This window comes from Luteibacter sp. W1I16 (assembly GCF_050434905.1).
GTDB lineage: Bacteria > Pseudomonadota > Gammaproteobacteria > Xanthomonadales > Rhodanobacteraceae > Luteibacter.
Genome location: NZ_JBNDJJ010000001.1, coordinates 3,152,538 through 3,167,486 on the forward strand (window position 1 = coordinate 3,152,538; position 14,949 = coordinate 3,167,486).

A 14,949-nucleotide genomic window follows, 5' to 3' on the forward strand; every position below is an offset into this window, starting at 1 on the left:
GCGCTTCTAGCCCGGTATTGTTCGATAGCGCGGAGTGGCAGCGTAAGCCTTTTGCAGTTGCTGAATCGTACAATTTGCGACTGCTTTTGGTTTTTCTGCTCAATTACGGAACGAGTTGACCGACTTTCTCATTTCATCGGTCGCTCGTTGTGCTAGCTCAGCAAAATCGGGGCCGCCGCTAGCGTAAAGGATGGCGCGCGAGGAAGAAATCATCAGGCCCGTGCCGTCGGCTGTCCGGCCGTGCGCCATCACGGCTCCCACGTCGCCACCCTGGGCGCCGATGCCCGGCACCAGCAAGGGCATGTCGCCCACCACCCGGCGAACGCGGCCGAGTTCTTCTGGCCACGTCGCACCCGTGACCAGGGCGCAATTGCCGTTTCCGTTCCAGTCGCGGGCGATGGTTTCGGCCACCCGGATATAGAGTGGTTCGCCACCGCAATCGAGTGCCTGGAAATCCTTGCCGCCCGGATTGGAGGTGCGGCAAAGCAGGATCACGCCCTTGTCGGCGCGCTCTAGGAACGGCGCGATGGAGTCCTGGCCGAGGTAGGGGTTCAACGTGACGGCGTCGGCGTCGTAGCGATCGAAGGCCTCGGCGGCATAGTGCCTGGCGGTCGACCCGATGTCGCCACGCTTGGCGTCCAGGATCACCGGGATGCCCGGGTGCTTGTCGTGGATGTGGGCGATCAGCCGTTCCAGGACGCCCTCCGCGCGTTGCGCCGCGAAGTGGGCGATCTGCGGCTTGAAGGCGCAGACCAGGCCGGCCGTCGCATCGATGATGTCGCGGCAGAAGGTAAAGATGCCCTCGGTGCCTGAAAGGCCGGCGGGCAGGCGACCCGGCTCGGGGTCGAGGCCGACGCAGACCAGGGAATCGTTGCGACGCCAGGCGTCTTTCAGGGCGTTGGAGAAATTCATGGGCGGCACCGCCTGTGGGTTGGACCGGGTCGACCTGGATCGCGGCCCAGGCCGCTTCCCACCCGAAGGTGGGTAACACTGCTACCTGCCGGTGGGAAGCAGCCCAGGGTGGGAAGCGGCCTGGGCCGCGATCGGCTCAGGTGGAAGCGGCCTGGGCCGCGATCGGCCCCGTGTCAGACCAGCTTCTTGTACTTCACGCGCTTCGGACCGGCATCGTCGCCCATGCGGCGCTTCTTGTCGGCCTCGTACTCGTTGTAGTTGCCCGGGAAGAACTCGACATGCGAATCGCCTTCGAACGAGATGATGTGCGTGGCGATGCGGTCGAGGAACCAGCGGTCATGCGAGATGACCACCGCGCAGCCCGGGAATTCGAGCAGGGCGTCTTCCAGCGCGCGCAGCGTCTCGACGTCGAGGTCGTTGGACGGTTCGTCGAGCAGCAGCACGTTGCCGCCCTGGAGCAGGGTCTTGGCCATGTGCAGGCGGCCGCGCTCACCGCCGGACAACTGGCCGACGATCTTCTGCTGGTCGGTGCCCTTGAAGTTGAAGCGGCCGATATAGGCGCGCGACTGGATCTCGAAGTTGCCGATGGTGAGGATGTCCGAACCGCCGGAAACCTCCTGCCACACGTTGTTCTTCGGATCGAGGGCGTCGCGCGACTGGTCGACATAGGCGAGCTTCACCGTGTGGCCGAGCTTCACCTCGCCGCTGTCCGGCGTTTCCTTGCCCATGATCATCTTCATCATGGTGGACTTGCCGGCGCCGTTCGGGCCGATCACGCCGACAATGGCGCCCGGCGGGATCTTGAACGAGAGATCCTCGATCAGCACGCGATCGCCGAACGACTTCGTGACGTTCTTGAACTCGATCACTTCCTGGCCCAGGCGCTCGCCCGGCGGAATGAAGATCTCGTTGGTTTCGTTACGGCGCTGGTACTCGACCGAGTTCAGTTCCTCGAACCGGTTGAGACGGGCCTTGCCCTTCGACTGGCGACCCTTCGCCGCCGAGCGCACCCACTCCAGTTCCTTCTTGATCGCCTTCTGGCGCGATTTTTCCTGGGTGGCTTCCTGTGCGAGCCGCTGGTCTTTCTGCTCCAGCCACTCGGTGTAGTTGCCCTTCCAGGGAATGCCGCGACCGCGATCGAGTTCGAGGATCCATTCGGCGGCGTTGTCGAGGAAGTAGCGGTCATGGGTGACGGCCACCACGGTGCCCGGGTAGTCGTGCAGGAAGGTTTCCAGCCAGTCGACCGACTCCGCATCCAGATGGTTGGTCGGCTCGTCGAGCAGGAGCATGTCCGGCTTGGACAGCAGCAGGCGGCAGAGCGCCACACGGCGCTTCTCGCCACCGGACAGCGGCCCGATCTTCGCGTCCCACGGCGGCAGGCGCAGCGCGTCGGCCGCGACTTCGAGCTGGCGTTCCAGGGCGTGGGCGTCGTTGGCGGCAAGGATGCCTTCCAGTGCCTCCTGCTCCTTGGCGAGCTTGTCGAAATCGGCGCCTTCCTCGGCGTAGGCCGCGTAGACCTCCTCGAGGCGCTTCTGCGCGTCGAGCACTTCCGAGACGCCTTCCTCGACCGCTTCGCGGACGGTCTTGTTCGGGTCGAGATCCGGTTCCTGGGCGAGATAACCGATCTTGGTGCCCGGATTGGCCCGCGCCTCACCCTGGAAGTCGGTGTCGACGCCGGCCATGATCCGCAGGACCGTGGACTTGCCCGCGCCGTTGATGCCCAACAGGCCGATCTTGGCGCCGGGGAAGAACGACAGCGAGATGTCCTTGATGATCTGGCGCTTCGGGGGGACGATCTTGCTCACCCCGTTCATGGTGTAGATGTATTGCATGGACGCTCCGTAAGGCACAGCCGCGCCCCCGGCTGGATGCCGGGTGGGCAAACCCCAATTGTACCGCGTCCTAGAGGCCCATGCCCCCGTCGTCGCGGTCGTACCCGCGGGAACGCGCGTAACGCATGGTGTCGCGGATCGCCTTCACGTTCGGCAGGCTGTACGCCTTGCAGGGCACCGTGGGGTCGACGGGGTACATGATGGTGTCGCAGGTGGAAAACGGGCCGGTGTACCGGCGTTCCGAGTGACCGTGCGATGCCCCCAGCATGTGGCCGATCTCATGCGCGGGTACGACCACGCTGCCCGAGGTGCTCGCCATGGCGAGGGAGCCCGGCTGGCCGTTCGCCACGCCGGCCGCCCTGGGTTCCACCTCCTTTCCTTTCACGAGCAGGATATGGCGGATATAGGGGGCGGCGACCGGCTCGGGCAGGTACGGGTCCGTGTAATTCCTTACGGCCCGGCCCCATCGGTGCAGGGAGCCCGTGTGCCCGTACGAAGCGTCGGTAAGCCCTGGAATGGCCCGGCGCAGGTGGACATGGATGCGCCGGTCTTCCAGTACGTCGAACTCCATCCGCTTGATCCACCAGGCAAAGAAGCGTTCGAAGAGTTCGCCGTCATCGAGTGCCACGTCATCGTGAACGAACGCGAAGACATGCAGGTCTCGCGGTTCGGCCATGTCCGTCGGGCTGTCCGCTTGCGGCTCGTCCGCATCCTGCGGCGGTTCTTCGTCGACGGGGTGGCCCGTGGGTGCTCCTTCCAAGGGAATATCGGTCTCGACCGCGCGCTCCTGCCCGGCGGTGTATGCGGTGGAGTGGAGACGGCCATCATTGGTGGAAGCGATGCGCAGGCTGTCCCCATGGCGCACCGCCAAGGCTTCCCGATCGCGAAAGCGCACGTCGTAGAGTTCGGCGCCGAGGCCATCCGAATAGGTGGCGCCGCCCGCGAGCCGGGCGCGTATGGTGAGTTCCCCGGCCTGCGCCGGCAGTCCCGAGGCGAGCGCCGCGTCGAAGCGTGCCACGGCATCCAGGCCAGAACCGGATGACGCGCCGGTGGCAGCGATGGGGGTGGACCCGGCCAGGGCCAGGGCGAGGCAAAACCGGCGCAGCCGGCCACGATCCATGATTTCCATGGGGATTCCTTTCCGTTCGGTTGTCGGGGTGGCGCGCCGGTATCGAAGGGGGAAGGCGCGTCCGGGACTAGCGTAATTCCAGAAACCGTGACCCGCCACGCAAGAAATCGCTTCGATGGCGGCCGCCTACGCGATCCGTCGGCATACGCCCGCGCACGGATCGCGGCACCTCGCGGTCGTCCCGGTGGCGCCGGGCAGTGGCCGCAAACTCCCGCTACCGCTACACTTTCGGTCTTCATTCCCCACCCGTTCCCATGAGGTCGAGATGTTCCCGAAGGATGCAACGATCGCCGGCTACGACGACGAACTCGCCAAGGCCATCGCCGACGAGACCCGCCGCCAGGAAGATCACGTCGAGTTGATCGCCTCGGAGAACTACGCCAGCCCGCGCGTGATGGAAGCCCAGGGCTCCTCGCTGACCAACAAGTACGCCGAGGGTTATCCCGGCAAGCGCTACTACGGTGGCTGCGAGTACGTCGACATCGCCGAGAAGCTGGCCATCGACCGTCTGAAGAAGCTTTTCGGCGCCGACTACGCCAACGTCCAGCCGCATTCCGGTTCGCAGGCCAACCAGGCCGTGTACTTCGCCTTGCTGCAGCCGGGCGACACCATCCTGGGCATGAGCCTCGCGCACGGCGGCCATCTCACCCACGGTGCCAAGGTCAACTTCTCGGGCAAGATCTTCAACGCCGTGCAGTACGGCATCGATCCGGACACGGGTCTGGTGAACTACGACGAGATCGAGAAACTCGCCGTCGAGCACAAGCCGAAGATGATCGTCGCCGGCTTCTCCGCGTACTCGCAGGTGCTCGACTGGGCGCGTTTTCGCACGATCGCCGACAAGGTCGGTGCGTACCTGTTCGTGGACATGGCGCACGTCGCCGGCCTGGTGGCCACCGGTGCCTATCCGAGTCCGCTCGATCACGCGCACGTCGTCACCTCGACCACGCACAAGACGCTGCGCGGTCCGCGCGGCGGCATCATCGTCGCCAAGGGCCTTGGCGAAGAGCTCGAAAAGAAGCTGCAGTCGATCGTCTTCCCGGGCATCCAGGGCGGACCGCTGATGCACGTGATCGCGGCGAAGGCCGTGGCGTTCAAGGAAGCGCTGGAACCCGCCTTCACGGAATACCAGGCCCAGGTGGTCAAGAACGCCAAGGCGATGGCGAAGACCTTCATGGACCGGGGCTACAAGATCGTTTCGGGCGGCACCGAAAACCATCTCATGCTGATCGACCTGATCGGCCGCGACGTCACCGGCAAAGATGCGGAAGCCGCGCTCGGCAAGGCGCACATCACGGTGAACAAGAACGCGGTGCCGAACGATCCGCGCTCGCCCTTCGTCACTTCGGGCCTGCGCGTGGGCACCCCCGCGATCACCACCCGTGGCTACAAGGAAGCCGACGCCATCGAGCTGACGCAGTGGATCTGCGATGTGCTCGACGCGCCCGCCGACGCCGCCGTGATCGCCTCGGTGCGCGACAAGGTCACGGCACAGTGCGCCCGGTTCCCGGTGTACGGCTGATCGATGCACTGTCCGTTCTGCCAGCATGAAGACACGCGCGTCATCGACTCCCGTCTCACCGAAGACGGGAGCACGGTGCGCCGCCGTCGCGAATGCCCGCAGTGCGGTGAGCGCTTCAATACCTTCGAGACGGCCGAGCTGAAATTGCCGGCCATCGTGAAAACGGGCGACCGTCGCGAACCTTTCGACGAACACAAGCTGCGGGTGAGCTTCGAGCGCGCCTTGCAGAAGCGTCCGGTCGCCAGCGACGCGGTCGATACCGCGATGCGCGCGGTGATCAACGACCTGCGCCGCATGGGCGAACGGGAAGTGCCCTCGCGGCAGGTCGGTGAACTGGTGATGCGCGAGCTGAAGAAGCTCGACCAGGTGGCCTACGTGCGTTTCGCCTCGGTCTATCGCCGCTTCGAAGATGTCCACGCCTTCCGTGAGGAAATCGAGAAGCTGGAGCGTGACCTTCCATCGCTCGAAGGCCTGCAACTGCCGCTGCTCGACGCGGCGCGGCGAGGGCGCAAGCCCTGATGTCGCGCCCGTTCTTCCCGGCCATGGACCATGTCCACATGGCCCACGCCTTGCGTCTTGCCGAACGCGGCCTGCACACCACCCAGCCCAATCCCCGGGTCGGCTGCGTGATCGCGCGTGGCGAGACCGTGCTGGGTACCGGGTGGCACCAGCGGGCAGGCGAGCCGCACGCGGAGGTGTTCGCGTTGCGCGAAGCGAGCGAAGCCGCACGCGGCGCCACCGCTTACGTCACGCTGGAACCCTGCGCGCATTTCGGGCGCACGCCACCCTGCGCGGATGCCTTGATCGCCGCGGGTGTCGGCCGGGTGGTGATCGCGCACGAGGATCCTTTCGACAAGGTGGCGGGCGCGGGCATCGAGAAACTTCGAGCCGCCGGCATCGGTGTGCAGGTAGGTCTCATGCGCGACGCCGCGCACGAGTTGAACATCGGATTCTTCAGCCGCATCCAGCGCGGCCGGCCGTGGGTGCGCGTCAAGCTGGCGATGAGCCTCGACGGTCGCACCGCGCTCGCCGACGGTTCGTCCAGGTGGATCACGGGCGAGGCGGCGCGAGCCGACGTGCAGCGCTGGCGTGCCCGTGCCTCGGCCATCCTTTCCGCCAGCGGCACGGTGCTCGCCGACGATCCCCATCTCACCGTGCGCCTGCCCGGCGACGAGCGCTTCGTGCCGCCACTGCGTGCGATTCTCGATACGCGCCTGCGCACGCCCGCGGCGGCCCATGTACTCGACGACGCGGCCCCGACGGTGCTGTTCCATGCCGGGAATGCCGACGTGCCTCCGCATCTCGCGGATATCCAGCGCGCCGTCATCCGCGAGGACGATGGTGGCGGCCTCGACCTGCGTGCCACGCTTCACTGGCTCGCCCAGCGCGATGTCAACGAAGTGCACGTGGAAGCCGGGCCGGCCTTGTGCGGCGCCTTGCTTGCCGCGGGGCTCGCTGACGAACTCCTGGTCTACATCGCGCCCGTCCTGCTCGGCCATACGGCGCGGCCGATGTTGACCCTGCCTCCGCTGGACGACATGGCCTCGCGCTGGAAACTCGATGCCGTCGACCGCCGCCAGGTCGGCGACGACACCCGTCTTCGGCTGCGCCCGACGATCCAGCGGCCGTCCGCCGAGGTTGGCCGATAGCCATGCCGCCGCTGACGCACGTTCGCTGGGGCATCGTCGGTTGTGGCGCCGTCACCGAGGTGAAAAGCGGCCCCGCCTTTTCGAAAGTACCGGATTCGTCGCTGGTGGCGGTCATGCGTCGCGATGCCGCCAAGGCGCGCGATTACGCACAACGGCACGGCGTGCCGCGCTGGTATGACGACGCGCATGCATTGATCGCGGACGCGGAGGTCGACGCGGTGTATGTCGCCACGCCGCCATCCAGCCATCGCGAATACGCGTTGATGGCGATCGCCGCGGGCAAGCCGGTCTACGTCGAGAAGCCGATGGCCGTCGATCACACCGACTGCGAGGACATCATCGCGGCGGGCGAAGCCGCCGGCGTGCCGGTGTTCGTGGCGTACTACCGCCGCATGCTGCCGCGCTTCCGCCGGATCGCCCAACTGCTCGGCGAGGGCGCCATCGGCACGCCACGCATCGTCCAGGTCCTGCTCCACCAGCCGCTCGATCCGCGTTACCGCGACCCGGCGAACCTGCCGTGGCGACTGCGCCCGGAGATCTCCGGCGGTGGCATCTTCGTCGACATCGGCTGCCATACGCTCGACATCCTCGATTTCCTGCTCGGTCCCATTGTCGACGCACGTGGCATGACGTCCAACCAGATGGACGTCTATCCGGCCGAGGACACCGTGGCGATGGCGTTCCGTTTCGCTAGCGGCGTGCTCGGTACAGGACTGTGGAACTTCGGCGCCGACCGGCGGGAGGATCGCGTGGAGGTCGTCGGTGACCGCGGCCGGCTGGTCTTCGCCACCTTCGGCGACGCACCGATCCGGCTCGAATCCGCCGGGCGCGTCGAGGACATCCGCATCGCCAATCCCGAACATATCCAGCAACCGCTGATCGAAAGCATCGTGGCGGAGCTGACAGGGCGGGGCACGTGTCCGTCGACCGCGCGCACCGGTGCGCGCACCAGCTGGGTGATGGACCAGGTGCTGCGAGGCTAGCCTGGTGGGAGCCGACCCTGTCGGCGATCCCGCGGCAGCGGGCCAGTTCGAGGCAAGCACCCATCGCCGCTGAAGCGGCTCCCACAACAGCATCGGGTAGGCCGGGTAGGAGTAGACCGGTAGGAACAGACCTGTGGGAGCCGACCCTGTCGGCGATCCCGCGGCAGCGGGCCGGGTTACGGCGAGCACCCATCGCCGACAGGGTCGGCTCCCACCAGAGCGAGTCCCGCCAGGGCGGCTTCGCTGGGGGTTCTTGGCGGCTTGGTTGTCATTGGCCTGGGCGGCCCCATGTTATCCTGCGCCGGCTGAGGTCCCTCGGGACACCGGTTTCCACAGCGTCTTCAGGGCGGGGCGAAACTCCCCACCGGCGGTAGGTTTCCTCAAAGAAACGAGCCCGCGAGCGCTCCCGGTCACCGGGAGGTCAGCAGATCCGGTCCGATGCCGGAGCCGACGGTCACAGTCCGGATGAAAGAAGACGGCGTCGTGCGCTCCTAGCCGGGCGCATGCCGCCATGCGCCTTGGGGCGTTTTTCGCTCACCACCGCGGGAAACGTTTCATGAAAATTCAGCGTCACGCCGTCGTCTCCCTCCAGGGAGGCCACTGACATGTTCACCGGCATCATCCAGGCCATCGGCCGTATCGCGCGGCTGGAACCCCGTGGCGGCGATGTGCGCCTCACGGTCGACACTTCCGGACTCGACATGGCCGACGTCGCCCTCGGCGACAGCATCGCCGTTTCCGGTGTCTGCCTCACCGTGATCGACTTTGACGCCGCCAGCTTCGCCGCCGATGTCTCCAACGAAACGCTTTCCCACACCACGCTGGGCAAGCACAAGGCCGGCGATCCGGTGAACCTGGAGAAGGCGCTCCGCCTGGCCGACCGTCTCGGTGGCCACCTCGTCTCCGGTCACGTCGACGGCACCGGCAAGGTGGTGTCGGTCGTGCCCGATGGCCGGTCGCAGCGCTGGACGTTCGAGGTCCCCGCCGACGTGGCGCGCTATATCGCCCACAAGGGATCGGTGTGCATCGACGGCACGAGCCTCACCGTGAACGAAGTCGCGGGCAACCGCTTCGGGGTCAACCTTATTCCCCATACGGTGGCACATACGGCATTCTCGGCGCGCCGCGCAGGCGATGCCGTGAACATCGAGGTGGACGTGGTCGCGCGGTACGTCGAACGCCTGCTTTCCAGCGGCGACAGCCCGCGTCTCGACGAGGCCTTCCTGAAGCAGCACGGCTTCGCCTGAGGAAACCAGCGACATGTCATTCAATACGATTCCTGAGATCCTCGAGGATCTGCGCCAGGGCCGCATGGTCGTGATCCTCGACGACGAAGACCGTGAAAACGAAGGCGATATCGTGATGGCCGCCGAGAAGGTGCGGCCGGAAGACGTCAACTTCATGGTCCGCGAGGCGCGCGGGCTGCTCTGCCTCACCCTGACCGAGCAGCGCACGCGACAGCTCGGCCTCAAGCCGATGGTGAGCGACAACAGCTCGCCGTACCACACCAACTTCACCGTATCGATCGAAGCGGCCGAAGGCGTCACCACCGGCATCTCGGCGCACGACCGCGCGCACACCATTCAGGTGGCCGTGGCGAAGGAGGCCAAACCCTCCGACATCACCATGCCCGGACACATCTTCCCGCTGACCGCGCAGCCGGGCGGCGTGCTGACCCGCGCAGGACACACCGAGGCCGGCTGCGACCTGGCGGCGCTGGCGGGCCTCGAACCCGCATCCGTCCTGATCGAGATCCTGCACGACGACGGCTCGATGGCCCGCCGTCCCGAGCTGGAGGTGTTCGCCGCGAAGCACGGACTGAAGATCGGCACCATCGCCGACCTGATCCGCTATCGCCTGGAGACGGAGAAGACCGTCGAGCGTGTCCACGAGGAAGACGTGGAGACGGAGTTCGGCGCGTTCCGCCTGGTCGCCTTCCGCGACCAGATCCGCCACGGCCTGCACTTCGCCCTGATCCGTGGCGATGTGGCCGACGGCCTGCCGGTGCTGACGCGGGTGCACGTGCGTAACACCTTATCCGACGTGCTGCACCTGAAGCGCGACGACCTCGGTCAGACCGTGACCGACGCGCTCCGCCGCATCGACGCGGAACGGCGCGGTGTGTTGCTGGTGCTCTCCGGGGAGGACACGCCGGATGCCTTGCTGGCGCGGCTCAAGCGCGACCACGCACCGATGCCGCCGCCGAAGGACGACCAGGAATGGCGCCAGCTGGGCCTCGGCGCACAGATCCTCGGTGAACTCGGTGTCACCCGCCTGCGCGTGATGGGTACGCCGCGCAAGTTCGTCGGCATCACGGGTTTCGGCCTGGAAGTCGTGGAGCAGGCCGGCTGACGCAGGGGCCGGGTTGCGAAACGCCGCCCCACCGCTTATTGCTAGCCCTTTCCCCGATGACGCCACGCATGCCTCCCAGCTACGACATCCGCCTGATCGCTCCCTCCGGCTATCCGCACAGCCCCGACGCCATGCAGCGCGGTGTCGCCCGTCTCAAAGCGGCGGGCCATCGGGTCACGGGCAAGGAGGTCCTGGCGCGGCGCGACCTGCGTTTCGCCGGTACCGATGCCCAGCGCGCGGCCGATCTGAACGCGTTTGCCGATCCGGGTCGCCCGCTGCCGGACATCGGCCTGGCGATCCGTGGTGGCTACGGAGCCCATCCGCTGTTGCCGTTGCTCGACTACGAGGGCATCGGCGCCCGGCTGCGCGGTGCGCCGCTTGCCCTGGTCGGGCACAGCGACTTCACCGCGCTGCAATGCGCCCTGTATGCGAAAAGTGGCGTCGTCACGCTCGGCGGGCCGATGCTCGGGGCTGATTTCGGCGCGAACGAACTCGATGCCCTCACATGGGATCGTTTCTGGAACACACTGGCCAGCGACGAGGTCCACGCCGAATGGGTGGCCCCGCTGACCGAAGACATGGACGCCGCCGGCACGCTGTGGGGCGGCAACCTGGCCATGCTCGCCGGACTGGCCGGCTCCCCTTACTTTCCGGCGATCGAAGGCGGCCTGCTCTTCGTCGAGGACGTCGCCGAGCCTCCGTACCGGGTGGAACGCATGCTTTACCACTTGCTCCATGCCGGCGTGCTGTCTGCGCAAAAGGCGTTGCTGGTGGGCGACTTCACCAGCTACCGCGTTTCCGAGTACGACAACGGCTACGACCTGGACGTGGCCCTGGAACGTATCGCCGCGGTGGCGGGCATCCCTGTCGTCCGCGGGCTGCCGTTCGGCCACGGACCCGCCAAGCTCACCTTGCCGTTCGGGGCCCCCGGCCGCCTCGCCGTCGCCACCGGACGCGCCACGCTCGATTTCAGCGGCCACCCCAGGCCGAAAACCCCGTAAAATATCCGGTCGCGCGGCGGCCGATTCGCCACAGGATTACCTTGCATGAAGATCATCGAAGGCGATTTCGCCACTCCCAAGGGCCGTTTCGCCATCGTGGCCGGCCGCTTCAACGCGTTCGTCGTCGAGCCGCTCGTCCAGGGCGCGCGTGACACGCTGGTCCGCCATGGTGTGAAGGACGACGCGATCGACCTGATCCGCGTGCCCGGGGCGTGGGAAATCGCGCAAGCCGCGTACAAGGTCGCCGGGTCGGGTGACTACGCCGCCGTGCTGGGCCTGGGCGCCGTGATCCGCGGTTCCACCCCGCACTTCGACTATGTCGCCGGCGAAGCCGCCAAGGGCCTCGGCCAGGCCGCCTACGCTTCGGGCGTGCCCGTGTGCTTCGGCGTGCTGACCACCGACAGCATCGAGCAGGCCATCGAGCGCGCCGGCACCAAGGCCGGCAACAAGGGCGCCGACGCGGCCATGGTCGCCATCGAGATGGTCAACCTCTACACGAAGCTCGGGAAATGAGCAGCCACCCTCCGCATGGCATCGACCTGGCCGCGCGCTCGCGTGCCCGCCGCCGTGCCCTGCAGGCGCTCTACGCGTGGCAGGTCGGTGGCAGCAAGATGGCCAGCGTCATCGAGCAGTTCCGTCACGAGCAGGACATGGAAGTGGCCGACCTCGAATACTTCGAGGACATCCTGCGCGGCGTGGAGCAGCACGTTAAGGAACTCGACGACGGCATCAAGCCCTTCGTCGACCGCGAGGTCGCGCAGATCGACCCGATCGAGCGCGCGGCGTTGCGCATGGGCGCCTATGAACTGAAGTACCGTCCCGACGTGCCCTATCGCGTCGTCATCAACGAAGCGGTGGAAGCCACGAAGCGCTTCGGCGCCGACCACGGCCACAGCTATGTGAACGGCGTGCTAGACAAACTCGCGACGCATTGGCGTACGGCGGAAAAGCGATCCTAGCGACACCTCGTGGGAAGCGCGCTGGCGCGCGAAGGGAATCTAGCGGCGAGCACCCTTCGCGCGCCAGCGCGCTTCCCACCGTCCGCCCTGATTCGCTCCTGAAGGGAAACGCATGGAATTCGACCTGATCGAACGTATCCGCCGGCATACGGAAGTCCATCGCGACGACGTGATCGAAGGTATCGGTGACGATGCCGCGCTCGTCGCGGTGCCCACTGGCCGCGAGCTGGCCATCGCCATCGATACCCTCGTCGAAGGGGTGCACTTCCCGCCGGGCACGTCTCCCGCCGACATTGGCTGGAAGGCGCTGGCGGTGAATCTTTCCGATCTCGCCGCCATGGGCGCCACCCCGGCATGGGCCTTGCTGGCGCTGACGACGCCCGGGGGCGACGAGGCCTTCTTCGACGGGCTGGCCAGCGGATTCGCGGAACTGGCCACGCCTTACCGGCTTGCCCTCGTTGGCGGCGACACCACGCGCGGTCCCCTGACCGTGACGGTTGCCGTGCACGGTTTCACGACGCCGGGCGAAGCCTTGCTTCGGTCAGGTGCACGCGTGGGCGACGTGGTCATGGTCACCGGCACGCTGGGCGATGCGGCGGCCGGCCTGCGGTGCCTTGCCGAGGCGGACGCCTCGCCCTATGCGTTCCTGGTCGACCGGCTCAACCGCCCGACACCGCGTGTGTCGGCGGGGCAGGCGCTGCGCGGCATCGCCACCGCCTGCATCGATATCTCCGATGGCCTGGTTGCCGACCTCGGCCATATCTGCGTGGCCAGTGGCGTGGGCATCGACATCGAAGCGGCGCTGCTGCCGCGATCATCCGCCTTGCTCACTCATTTCGCGGAGGCCGACGCGCTGGACTTTGCGTTGGGTGGCGGGGACGACTACGAACTCTGTTTCACGGTGCCGGCCGACCGCGCGGGCGAACTGTCGAGCACGATGGCGCGTCTCGGCTGTGGCGCCACACGCGTGGGCCGTGTCGTGGAAGGCAGCGGCGTGCGCGTGATGGACGAGCGTGGCGATGTTCATGAACCCTCGCGCGCCGGCTGGAACCATTTCGCCGCATGAGCACCAAGTATGTCCTCGATCCCGCCGATCGACGCCGCCTGCTCGCTTCGCCGGCAGGATGGATCGCCTGCGGTTTTGGCTCCGGCCTGACACCGAAGGCGCAGGGGACGTCCGGTTCGCTGGCGGCGATCCTTCCATGGTTGTTGCTGCGCGACCTGCCGTTATCCACCTGGATCGCCGTCATCGCGGTGGCCTTCGGCATCGGCGTATGGGCTTGCGATGTCGCCGGCCGCCTCCTCGGCGTGGCCGATCATCGCAGCCTGGTCTGGGATGAATTCGTCGGCCAGTGGATCGCCTTGCTGCCCGCGTTGTTCGCGCCGTGGTGGGCGGTGGCGGCGGCCTTCGTCCTGTTTCGCGTCTTCGACGTGTGGAAACCTTGGCCCATCGCCTGGTTCGACAAGCGCGTGAAGGGAGGGCTTGGCGTGATGCTCGACGACGTTATCGCGGGTATCGTTGCCGCCATCGCGTTGTTCGCGATCCTTCATTTCACGCGCTAGGAACTCACCATGGAATACCGCCGCCTCGGCTCGACCGGCCTCAAGGTCTCCGCACTTTCCTACGGTGCCTGGGTCACCTTCGGCCGGCAGGTAGGCCGCTCGCAGGCACGCGAACTCATCGCGCTGGCGTACGACCATGGCGTCAACTTCTTCGACAACGCGGAGACCTATAACGCCGGAGAGGCCGAGCGCCTCATGGGTGACGTGATCGCCGACCTGCGCCTGCCGCGCGATGCGTACACGGTGTCGAGCAAGGTGTACTTCGGTGCGAGCGAGCAACCGAAGCCGACCCAGCGCGGGCTCTCGCGCAAGCATGTGTTCGACGCCTGCCACCAGGCGCTCGAGCGCCTGCGCGTGGATTACCTCGACATGTACTTCTGCCATCGCGCCGATCCCGACACACCGGTGGAAGAGACGGTGCTGGCGATGGATGCCCTGATTCGCCAGGGCAAGGTGATGTATTGGGGTACCAGCGAGTGGCCGGCGACCGCGATCGAGGAGGCGCACCGCGTGGCACGCGAGCGAAACCTCATCGCACCGTCGATGGAGCAGCCCCAGTACAACCTGCTGCACCGCGAACGATTCGAGCGGGAATACGCGCCGCTGTACGAGCGCCATGGCATGGGCACGACGATCTGGTCGCCGCTGGCGTCAGGGGTGCTCACGGGCAAGTACAACGACGGTGTTCCGGACGATTCGCGGCTGGGCCATCCCGACTATGGGTGGTTGCGCGAAGCCTTGCTGGAAGACGACGGCGTGCGCCTGAAGACCGTACGCGCGCTCGCGCCGATCGCGGCCGACCTGGGTATTCCTCTTGCACGGTTCGCGCTGGCGTGGTGCCTGAAGAACCCGCATGTCTCGACGGTGATCCTCGGCGCGAGCAAGGCGTCCCAGCTGGAAGAAAACCTCAAGGCACTCGACGCGCTGCCGCTGCTCGACGAGAGCGTCATGCGCCGCATCGAAGCCGTCCTGCCACCCACCTGAAGCCCAACGTGTGGGAGCCGACCTTGTCGGCGAACCCGCGGCAGCGGGCCAGGCCATGGCGAG

15 protein-coding genes and 1 riboswitch are annotated in these 14,949 nt (G+C 66.8%); of the genes, 12 read left to right on the forward strand and 3 right to left on the reverse strand.

All coding sequences use genetic code 11. The features are described from left to right. Nucleotides 1-99: 99 nt before the first annotated feature. The 3 genes from pyrF to QFZ41_RS13840 all read right to left on the reverse strand — a co-directional run bounded on the left by pyrF (nucleotide 100) and on the right by QFZ41_RS13840 (nucleotide 3,873). Entirely contained in the window at nucleotides 100-912 is an 813-nt protein-coding gene (gene pyrF / locus QFZ41_RS13830; protein WP_429199298.1) for an orotidine-5'-phosphate decarboxylase, read from the reverse strand. A gap of 173 nt (nucleotides 913-1,085) precedes the next feature. Further along, nucleotides 1,086-2,744: an energy-dependent translational throttle protein EttA gene (ettA, locus tag QFZ41_RS13835; RefSeq protein ID WP_429199299.1), complete on the reverse strand. Its 1,659-nt coding sequence runs from the start codon at nucleotides 2,742-2,744 to the stop codon at nucleotides 1,086-1,088. Nucleotides 2,745-2,814: 70 nt separating this feature from the next. Then, a complete protein-coding gene (locus tag QFZ41_RS13840) occupies nucleotides 2,815-3,873 on the reverse strand; it encodes a hypothetical protein (protein ID WP_429199300.1) in 1,059 nt (352 codons plus the stop codon). A gap of 265 nt (nucleotides 3,874-4,138) precedes the next feature. On the opposite strand from QFZ41_RS13840, the gene glyA reads away from it, so the two are divergent. The 12 genes from glyA (at nucleotide 4,139) to QFZ41_RS13900 (ending at nucleotide 14,886) form a co-directional block, all read left to right on the forward strand. Further along, complete coding sequence (gene glyA / locus QFZ41_RS13845; RefSeq protein ID WP_429199301.1) at nucleotides 4,139-5,395, forward strand: serine hydroxymethyltransferase; 1,257 nt, start codon at nucleotides 4,139-4,141, stop codon at nucleotides 5,393-5,395. Nucleotides 5,396-5,398: 3 nt separating this feature from the next. Then, nucleotides 5,399-5,914 carry a transcriptional regulator NrdR gene (gene nrdR / locus QFZ41_RS13850; protein ID WP_429199302.1) on the forward strand — a complete coding sequence of 172 codons (516 nt, stop codon included), beginning with the start codon at nucleotides 5,399-5,401 and terminating at the stop codon, nucleotides 5,912-5,914. A gap of 38 nt (nucleotides 5,915-5,952) precedes the next feature. Then, the gene (gene ribD, locus QFZ41_RS13855) at nucleotides 5,953-7,044 is read left to right on the forward strand and encodes a bifunctional diaminohydroxyphosphoribosylaminopyrimidine deaminase/5-amino-6-(5-phosphoribosylamino)uracil reductase RibD (protein ID WP_429200243.1); all 1,092 of its coding nucleotides are present in this window, start codon (nucleotides 5,953-5,955) and stop codon (nucleotides 7,042-7,044) included. A gap of 2 nt (nucleotides 7,045-7,046) precedes the next feature. Further along, a complete protein-coding gene (locus QFZ41_RS13860; RefSeq protein WP_429199303.1) occupies nucleotides 7,047-8,027 on the forward strand; it encodes a Gfo/Idh/MocA family protein in 981 nt (326 codons plus the stop codon). A 333-nt stretch (nucleotides 8,028-8,360) separates the two neighbouring features. Continuing rightward, a riboswitch (FMN riboswitch) is annotated at nucleotides 8,361-8,508 on the forward strand. A 124-nt stretch (nucleotides 8,509-8,632) separates the two neighbouring features. Next, nucleotides 8,633-9,274, forward strand: a complete 642-nt coding sequence (locus tag QFZ41_RS13865) for a riboflavin synthase (RefSeq protein WP_429199304.1) — start codon at nucleotides 8,633-8,635, stop codon at nucleotides 9,272-9,274. A 13-nt stretch (nucleotides 9,275-9,287) separates the two neighbouring features. After that, nucleotides 9,288-10,379, forward strand: a complete 1,092-nt coding sequence (ribBA, locus tag QFZ41_RS13870) for a bifunctional 3,4-dihydroxy-2-butanone-4-phosphate synthase/GTP cyclohydrolase II (protein WP_429199305.1) — start codon at nucleotides 9,288-9,290, stop codon at nucleotides 10,377-10,379. Between the two features lie 68 nt (nucleotides 10,380-10,447). After that, nucleotides 10,448-11,380, forward strand: a complete 933-nt coding sequence (ldcA, locus tag QFZ41_RS13875; RefSeq protein ID WP_429199306.1) for a muramoyltetrapeptide carboxypeptidase — start codon at nucleotides 10,448-10,450, stop codon at nucleotides 11,378-11,380. A 45-nt stretch (nucleotides 11,381-11,425) separates the two neighbouring features. Further along, on the forward strand, nucleotides 11,426-11,893 hold the full coding sequence (gene ribH / locus QFZ41_RS13880) for a 6,7-dimethyl-8-ribityllumazine synthase (protein WP_429199307.1): 468 nt from the start codon (nucleotides 11,426-11,428) through the stop codon (nucleotides 11,891-11,893). Beyond that, nucleotides 11,890-12,339, forward strand: coding sequence for a transcription antitermination factor NusB (nusB, locus tag QFZ41_RS13885; RefSeq protein WP_429199308.1), 450 nt, complete (start codon nucleotides 11,890-11,892; stop codon nucleotides 12,337-12,339). The genes ribH and nusB overlap by 4 nt, the downstream gene beginning before the upstream one ends. A 112-nt stretch (nucleotides 12,340-12,451) precedes the next feature. Next, nucleotides 12,452-13,405: a thiamine-phosphate kinase gene (gene thiL, locus QFZ41_RS13890; RefSeq protein WP_429199309.1), complete on the forward strand. Its 954-nt coding sequence runs from the start codon at nucleotides 12,452-12,454 to the stop codon at nucleotides 13,403-13,405. After that, nucleotides 13,402-13,902: a phosphatidylglycerophosphatase A family protein gene (locus QFZ41_RS13895; RefSeq protein WP_429199310.1), complete on the forward strand. Its 501-nt coding sequence runs from the start codon at nucleotides 13,402-13,404 to the stop codon at nucleotides 13,900-13,902. The genes thiL and QFZ41_RS13895 overlap by 4 nt, the downstream gene beginning before the upstream one ends. A gap of 9 nt (nucleotides 13,903-13,911) precedes the next feature. After that, nucleotides 13,912-14,886: a potassium channel beta subunit family protein gene (locus tag QFZ41_RS13900; protein ID WP_429199311.1), complete on the forward strand. Its 975-nt coding sequence runs from the start codon at nucleotides 13,912-13,914 to the stop codon at nucleotides 14,884-14,886. Nucleotides 14,887-14,949: the final 63 nt, after the last annotated feature.